5 protein-coding genes are annotated in these 7,179 nt (G+C 41.2%); 3 read left to right on the top strand and 2 right to left on the bottom strand.

Annotated features, from left to right (window positions below; all coding sequences use genetic code 11):
* Window positions 1-992: 992 nt before the first annotated feature.
* Together AC1DPZ_RS04180 and AC1DPZ_RS04175 are read left to right on the top strand one after the other, a co-directional pair.
* Complete coding sequence (locus AC1DPZ_RS04180) at window positions 993-2,780, top strand: ABC transporter ATP-binding protein (RefSeq protein ID WP_477401464.1); 1,788 nt, start codon at window positions 993-995, stop codon at window positions 2,778-2,780.
* Between the two features lie 129 nt (window positions 2,781-2,909).
* A complete protein-coding gene (locus AC1DPZ_RS04175) occupies window positions 2,910-3,242 on the top strand; it encodes a DUF3276 family protein (protein ID WP_477401463.1) in 333 nt (110 codons plus the stop codon).
* A 124-nt stretch (window positions 3,243-3,366) separates the two neighbouring features.
* Here the strand turns inward: AC1DPZ_RS04175 and mgtE are convergent, their stop codons facing one another.
* Window positions 3,367-4,737, bottom strand: coding sequence for a magnesium transporter (gene mgtE, locus AC1DPZ_RS04170; RefSeq protein ID WP_477401462.1), 1,371 nt, complete (start codon window positions 4,735-4,737; stop codon window positions 3,367-3,369).
* 227 nt (window positions 4,738-4,964) lie between these two features.
* Here mgtE and ychF point away from each other — a divergent pair, with 227 nt between their 5' ends.
* A complete protein-coding gene (gene ychF, locus AC1DPZ_RS04165) occupies window positions 4,965-6,068 on the top strand; it encodes a redox-regulated ATPase YchF (protein WP_477401460.1) in 1,104 nt (367 codons plus the stop codon).
* Window positions 6,069-6,239: 171 nt separating this feature from the next.
* On the opposite strand, the gene AC1DPZ_RS04160 is transcribed toward ychF, so the two are convergent.
* On the bottom strand, window positions 6,240-7,166 hold the full coding sequence (locus AC1DPZ_RS04160) for an AraC family transcriptional regulator (RefSeq protein ID WP_477401458.1): 927 nt from the start codon (window positions 7,164-7,166) through the stop codon (window positions 6,240-6,242).
* Window positions 7,167-7,179: the final 13 nt, after the last annotated feature.

Raw genomic sequence — 7,179 nt, 5'->3', positions numbered from 1 at the left:
GCCAATACCAACGTTTCCTGCATTGGTGTTATTAATATTTGTGCCATTGGTCCATTGCGCATGTAAGAATTGCGAAACTGATAAAAGAATAATAAGTGTAAAGGATAGTTTTTTCACGATGAGTAATAGTTTATTTGGGAGATAAAAAAAATGTAATTAGAACTTTGTTCCGCTCAAAAAAATTAACATAACAGGCATAACAACCATTTTATGGCTATGCTGAATGAGTTAAAATCAGGAATTGTGTGGGTTGTATCTTAAGAGTACTGACGAGATAGTTTCATGTTATTGTGATAGGGGTTAAGGTGGTTAAATAGGTTGTAGGTAAAAAGGTATTTATAAATTATAATATAATTTTATTTGGTGATAAAAATAATATATTTTATTTAATATAAAATGTGTCGTTAACATTTTTTTTTCTTCAAAATTTACTTCATATGTTTAATTCAAAACTTCGTGATGGGTTCCTCGTAACCGGGATACATACAAAGTTACGCAGCCCCTGCCATACCTATGGTGACACTACTTTGTCAGTAGATGATTTTATTCCTCATTTGGTCTGGATACAGCGCAGGTCAGAAGCGCGACGCACCCGTAACTATTCCTTTCAATACGAATTTGATTTTTTGTTTTCACCCATTGGATAGCATGGTATCCCAAAGGTGCTTTTCAGGTGGCGTTTAAGTGAGCCAACAGGACAAGAACGCGGTGCCGAAAGGCAGGCAACGGTGATAGTTCGGTTAAAAAAATGCATCATATAATATTTGTATATTTTTCTCGATTTTTCTAACAATTTCTATCCTTTAATATCAATTATTGTCCATTTTTTTGAACTTAACTAAATATATTTTCCGGGATTGAAATTGGCTTAACCCGCGGCCGAAAATCCCGCCAATTTTTTTTCTTACACCCGGTTTACTTTCCCTCAGCAACAATCCTCCCAAATTTTAATACTTTTGACTACGGACTTAAAACTCCAGACTTTCGGCTTTATGAAAGACCTCGCGTACCTCAATAAATTCTTTTACAAATACCGCTGGCGATTAATTCCCGGTGTGTTGTTTGTAATTATATCCAATGTTTTGGGCGTACTGCCCGCCCAGGTTATCCGCGTAGCCTTTGACCTGGTTACCGAAAACATTGGTGCTTACCAGCTTTTCGCGGGTTTTAACCGCCAGGGTATGATCTATGATATTTTTGGCAGCAGCCTGATGCTTTTCGGCGTGCTGGTACTGCTGCTGGCCCTGCTGAGGGGGCTTTTCCTGTTTTTTATGCGGCAAACCATCATCCTCATGTCGCGCCATATTGAGTACGATCTGAAGAACGAAATTTATGGTCACTACCAGCGCCTCTCTCTGGCCTTCTACCGCCGCCACAATACCGGCGACCTGATGAACCGCGTTACCGAGGATGTAAGTCGTGTACGTATGTACCTGGGGCCGGGTATTATGTATACCATAAATACGGTGGTGCTGTTTATCCTGGTGATATACGCCATGCTTACGGTGAATGTAAGGCTGGCCATATTTTCGGTGTTGCCGCTGCCCATACTGGCGGGCATTATTTACTATGTAAACAACGTGATCAATTACCGCAGCGAACAGATTCAGCAGCGTTTATCGGGCCTGTCCAGCTTTGTGCAGGAAAATTTTTCGGGTATCAGGGTCATCAAATCATACGTGCGTGAAGGTTTTGTTCGTAAAAACTTCGCCGCCGAAAGTGAGAACTATAAAATACACTCCATGGCTTTGGCCCGGGTGCAAGCTTTGTTTTATCCTATTATGCTGTTGTTGGTGGGTTTAAGTAACGTAATTACCATGTACGTTGGCGGGGTTGAGGTAATGAAGGGCAACATTACATCAGGTAACATTGCCGAGTTTATTGTGTATTTAAATATGCTTACCTTCCCGGTGATTTCCCTGGGCTGGGTAACTTCACTCATCCAGCGCGCGGCTGCCTCGCAAAAACGGATCAACGAGTTTTTGCAACAGCAGCCCGAAATTATTTCAACCAAAGCGCCGGTACATACCCTTAAAGGCGCGCTTGAGTTTAATAATGTATCATTTACTTACCAGGATACCGGTATACAAGCTTTAAAAAATGTTTCCTTTAACGTTGATCCGGGGCAAATGGTGGCAATTATTGGTCGTACAGGTTCGGGTAAATCAACCATAGCCAATTTGGTAATGCGGATGTACGATGTCACCGGCGGCGAAATAACTGCTGATAACATCCCTTTACAGCAATTTAACCTGGAGGGCTACCGGTCGCAGATTGGCTTTGTGCCGCAGGAGGTTTTCTTGTTCTCGGATACCATAGCCAATAATATAGCCTTCAGTGCCGATGTGCTTGATTTGCCGGGTGTTGAGCAGGCTGCTAAGGATGCCGCTGTTTATAATAACATTATGGAACTGGAACACGGTTTTACAACCCTGATAGGGGAGCGCGGTGTAACGCTATCTGGAGGTCAAAAGCAGCGTGTATCAATAGCGAGGGCCATTTTTAAACATCCACAGATCCTGATATTTGATGATTGCCTTTCGGCAGTGGATACCCGTACCGAGGAAGAGATACTGAATAACCTGGGCCGCGTGATGCAGGGTAAAACGAGTATTATCATTTCGCACCGCATATCCACCATAAAAAATGCTGATAAAATACTGGTGATGGACAAAGGCCAAATTGTAGAGCACGGTAACCACGAATACCTGATGCAGCTTAAGGGTACCTACTTTGATCTGTACGAAAAACAATTGCTTGAAGAAGAGCAGGACGCTTAATAATTAAAATCAGACACAGGGAATTGCCTGTTTTGTTTTAAAATGCGCAATAAAATTCAATAAAATACTTGCAGTTTGAAATTTTATTTATATTTATGCCAACCAAAACTAATTACAGGTATATTCATTATGGGAGATTTTGACAATAGAGAGCGGGAAGAGGTATTTTCAAAGAAGGTGAGAGCCGGGAAGAGGACATATTTTTTTGATGTAAAAGCAACCCGATCAAACGACTACTATGTTACTATAACAGAAAGCAAGAAACGTTTGGAGGATGGTGTTTTTATAAAACACAAGATATTTTTATATAAAGAAGATTTTGAAAAATTTGCCGAAGGGTTAAAAGATACTGTTGACTACATTAAGGCAAACCAGGACGTTGTTGAAAAACGCTACGAATACAGCGAAAACGCCGAAATTGCCAAAGCAGCTGCCGATGAAGATTTCTCATTCGAGATATAACACTGAACAACCACTAAACTAATATTACAAGAAAACCCTGCTTTTGGCGGGGTTTCTTTATTTTAAACCTATTTAGTTTTAAGATTTAGTATGATTAAACGTAACTTATACCCTGGCAATATCCCTAAAGCAACGTGCCCTTCATTAAAATTACCGCAACTGTAAAATAAATAATAAGGCCGGTAACATCAACCAGTGTAGCCACAAACGGTGCAGATGAGGTGGCAGGGTCGGCGCCCAGTTTTTTTAATATCAACGGGAGCATTGATCCGGCTAATGATCCCCATAAAACCACACCTACCAGGGCACAGCCTACAGTTAAGCCAACCAGCATCCAGTACGGGCCATAAATAGGCGAAAATAATGTCCAGATGTATATACGCATGAAGCCTATTAGTCCAAGCGTTAAGCCCAGCATAAGGCCTGATAGCAGCTCGCGGCGCATAACCCGCCACCAGTCGGCCACAGTAACTTCGCCCAATGCCATAGCCTGTATAATAAGGGTTGATGCCTGCGAGCCACTGTTGCCGCCGCTTGAAATAATAAGCGGGATAAACAAGGCCAGTACAACAGCTTTGGCAATTGATTTTTCGAAAAAGCCCATCGCGGTAGCGGTAAGCATTTCGCCAAGGAACAGGATGATCAGCCAGCCAACGCGTTTTTTTACCAGCAGGAATAAATTAATATCCAGGTATGGTTCATCCAGCGCCTCGGTACCACCTATTTTTTGAATATCTTCTGTATACTCTTCGTTAGCTATCCATAAAATGTCATCAATGGTTACTATACCAAGCAAAATATTTTCCTTATCAACCACGGGTAGTGCCGTGCGGTTGTTCATCCTGAAAATATTGATGGCTTCTTCCTGCGGATCACTGGCACTCAGGGCAATTAGACGGCCATCCATCAGGTCGTTTACCTTTGTTTCGGGTTTCACCAGCAATATCTCGCGAATCCGGATATCATCCAGCAACTGGCCGTTTTCATCTATAACATAAATTACATCAATCGTCTCGGAGTTTTTACCGTAACGACGGATGTGTGATAATACGCGGGTAACATCCCATGTTTTTTTTACGGCGATGTAATCCGGCGTCATCAAACGGCCAACGCTGTCCTCTTCATACCCTAAAAGCGATAGTGCTTCCTTGCGGTTTTCGGGCGATAGATGCAGGATTAGTTTTTGAACGGCATCACCATGCAATTCACTAAAAAGGGATGTGCGGTCATCGGGAGGCAGCTCATTTATAAGTTCTTCAACTTTTTGACCCGAAAGCTTTTTGATAATACGTTCCTGCGTTGGAAAATCCAATATCCGGAACACGTTAACGGCACGATTAAGGGATAGGATCTCGATAAAAAGGGGGCCATGTTCAGGAAGTTCATCAATCAGTTCTTCAACATCCGATATATTAAGGTTGTTCAAATATTCCTGTAATTCGGTATTGTCTTCCTTTTCCAGTAGTAATTCTATTTGCTCAACCATCTCTTCCATAAAAAGCCCTCGTTTTTTACATCTTATTATAAACCGTTTTTCGTTTTTTAAACGACGGCAAAAGTCGTTTATTTTTTCAAATTATTAGGCAAAAATTTCTGTTATCTTTGCAGCCTTTAAACCCCACCCAACCCTCCCCGGAAGGGAGGGCTATTTTAACACAAATAACATATGAAGTCTCCCCTTCCGGGGGAGATTTAGAGGGGGCTTATTTAATTTTTAACAAAATGGGTTTACAATGTGGGATAGTGGGTTTACCAAATGTGGGCAAATCAACACTTTTTAATTGCTTATCAAATGCCAAGGCGCAGGCGGCAAATTTTCCGTTTTGCACTATTGAGCCAAACGTAGGCGTAATTACTGTGCCGGATGAGCGCTTAACAACACTTACCGAGATAGTTAAACCGAAGGCCATTGTGCCCAACGTTATCGAAATTGTTGATATTGCCGGCCTTGTAAAAGGTGCCAGCAAAGGCGAAGGTTTGGGTAACCAGTTTTTGGCCAATATACGTGCTACAAACGCTATTATTCACGTTTTGCGTTGCTTTGATAATGATAACGTGATACATGTTGACGGCTCTGTTGATCCTATTCGCGATAAAGAGATCATTGATACCGAATTGCAGTTGAAAGATCTGGATTCAATTGAAAAAAAGATCCAAAAAGTTGAAAAAATGGCCAAAACCGGTGGCGACAAAGAGGCAAAAAAAACCTTTGATGTTTTAACCGTTTATAAAAACCACTTGCTTTCGGGTAAATCGGCCCGTACTGCCCCGGTGGCCGAAGAGGATAAAGAATACATTGCTGATATATGGTTACTTACTGCCAAACCGGTAATGTACGTTTGTAATGTTGATGAAGGATCTGTAAGTACAGGTAACGCTTATGTTGAAAAAGTAAAAGCTGCCGTTGCTGATGAAAAAGCCGAAGTACTGATCATATCTGCACAAATAGAAGCCGAGATTGCCGAACTTGAATCATATGAGGAGCGCCAGATGTTTTTGAACGATCTGGGTTTAACAGAATCGGGCGTTAACAAGCTGATCAAAGCTGCTTATCGTTTACTTAACCTGGCTACCTATTTTACCGCAGGTGTACAGGAAGTGCGCGCCTGGACAATTACCCAGGGCTTTACCGCGCCACAGGCGGCTGGTGTTATCCATACCGATTTTGAAAAAGGTTTTATCCGTGCCGAGGTTACTAAATATGATGATTTTGTAAAATACAACGGTGTTGAGGCTACGATAAAAGAAAACGGTAAGCTGGGCATTGAAGGTAAAACCTACATAGTGCAGGATGGCGACATAATGCATTTCAGGTTTAATGTTTAGCCCCTTGACTGTGGAAGGGAAATAAGAAAAAGGAACATGGATACAGGTGAGAAACCTGAAAGTTTTTGCGTTTCTTAACCTGTTGACTCTTAATAAGAAATAGCCGTCTCATAATTAAATATGAGGCGGCTTATTGTTTTTGATGGGTTTCGGTTTTCAGAAAATTATGAGTCAATCCTTTACCAAATGGACGAACTTGTGTAACGGCCTGATTTGAGATGAAAAATTTCTTCGATATTCCAAAGGCGTTTTTCCTGTTAATGCTTTGAAATGCCGGTTAAAATTAGAAAGGTTTCCGAATCCTGAATTATAACAGATCACCACTGTACTAAAATCCTTTTCGCGCAGCAGCTTGCAGGCATAATTGATCCTTACTTCCATCAGGAACTCAAAGTAGCTTCTATTAGTCCGCAATTTAAAATAGCGGCAAAAAGCGTTTGGGCACATGTAGATGATGTCTGCCACGTCTTTCAGTTTGATCGTTTTTGTAAAATTATTCAGCGTGTATATATAGATCTTGGATAGTCGCTGTTCATCAATCTTATTATAGGCATGTTTATCCGGCCGTTCAGTTATAAACCGGGAAGTTTTGCTGGTGGCTATGGTTGTAAAGAGTTTGATCAGCAACGAAAAATGTTCATAGGCGGGCGTATTCATTATCATCACCATCATGTCCTTCACAAGTTCCTGATCGTGGCTTTGTATCGTCATCCCTCTTTGGCAGTCGGCAAATAGCTGGTTCAATGTTTCATTCTCCGGCAGGTTTAAAAAACTTTCTCCCCAGGTATGCGGGTCAAAATGTAAGGTAATAAGCCTTAGCGGAATTGAAATCTTCCCCCGGTTCATCAATTCATTCTGAAACCTGAACGTATCAAACTTAAACATGTGCGGTACATTTCCGCCTATTAAAATCATGGTATTGGCCTTAACCTGTTCAAACTGATCGCCAATCAGCAAGGTTCCCTCTCCTTCCGCTACATAGATCAATTCAAGCTCGGCATGGTAATGAAAATCATTGAACGCATGGTACAACTTACTTTCCACAACGTTGAAAGAATTTGTATTCTCTTTAAAAAATGGGTAGAATATGGTTTTCATTATATTATGATAA

The sequence above is a fragment of the Mucilaginibacter sp. P4_G9 genome, assembly GCF_056400985.1.
This window is presented reverse-complemented; position numbering and strand designations above follow the sequence as displayed.